Raw genomic sequence first — 1,107 nt, forward strand, 5'->3', positions numbered from 1 at the left:
CCGGCTGATCGAACACGGCGCCCGCGTCACCCTGCAGGACGCGGCCACGCTCGGGCTGCTGGACCGGGCGCAGCCGCCGCAACCAAGCAGTCACACGACTACGCAGCTGGATGGGAGACACCGACACCGGAGACGCAGCGCTCATCAAATCCGGAGACAAAACCGGCCGAACACCACTCCGCCTGCACCCCTCAGTAACCACAGACTGGGACTACTGGAACCACCTCGTCGACGCACACCCAGCCACGACGACAACCGAACGCCTCCAAGCCGCACTCACACTGGTAACCGGTCAACCCTTCACCAGCGACGACCCCACCGCATACCGATGGGCAGATCACACAAAGCAAGAAATGATCTCCGCAATCACCGACGTCGCAGAAGAACTCGCCGGCCGCTACATCCGCGGCGAACAAGTCACCCAGGACCTCGACGCAGCAGGAAAAGCAGCCCAGACCGGCCTCACAGTCGACAGTGCCCACGAAGGCTGCTGGCGAGCGGCCATCATCGCCACCCACTTCTCCGGAGACGTCGAAACCACCCAAACCCTCATCGACACCCTCAAAAGCGAACTCGACGAACTGCAAGTCGACGCACACCCCGAAACCAACGAACTCCTCAGACAGCTCGACACCACCACCGACTATCGAATCGGAGCCGCATCATGAACCGCCGCCTCGCAGCCGTCTTCACCCTCGCCGCGGCGGCATGCCTGACCGCAAGCTGCAGCATCCTCAGCCCCGAGCCCGGCACCCTCGACACCAACAACGGCCCCACCTTCACCGGCCCCCCAGGATCGGGAAAATCACCCGAACAACAAGCAGGAGAAGGCGCCCTCGCGAAGATCGGCGAGTACTACACCGTGCTCGCACGATTGAACTCCGACCCCACCGCCCCACTCTCCGAACTCGATACCGTCGCAGCCGGACGCTTCCTCGACAGAACCAAAAAAGAGATCACAACCAGCCGCAACGGAAACCCCACGCCACCAAACGATCTCAAAGTACTCAAAAACGTGATCACCAAACACGACATCCCCATCGACCTTCATGCCGCCGATCGCCGCGTAGCTGATCATCAGCGCGCCCACGCCGATGATGCAGCCCG

2 protein-coding genes are annotated in these 1,107 nt (G+C 62.4%); both read left to right on the forward strand.

The window, feature by feature from the left end; genetic code table 11:
• Positions 1-110: 110 nt before the first annotated feature.
• Entirely contained in the window at positions 111-668 is a 558-nt protein-coding gene (locus tag ABT116_RS49285) for a bacterial transcriptional activator domain-containing protein (protein WP_351648162.1), read from the forward strand.
• A partial coding sequence (locus ABT116_RS49290; RefSeq protein WP_351648165.1) for a hypothetical protein occupies positions 665-1,107 on the forward strand: 443 nt, incomplete at its 3' end. The genes ABT116_RS49285 and ABT116_RS49290, both read left to right, overlap by 4 nt.

The sequence above is a fragment of the Streptomyces sp. NPDC002130 genome, from assembly GCF_040296465.1.
Classification (GTDB): domain Bacteria; phylum Actinomycetota; class Actinomycetes; order Streptomycetales; family Streptomycetaceae; genus Streptomyces.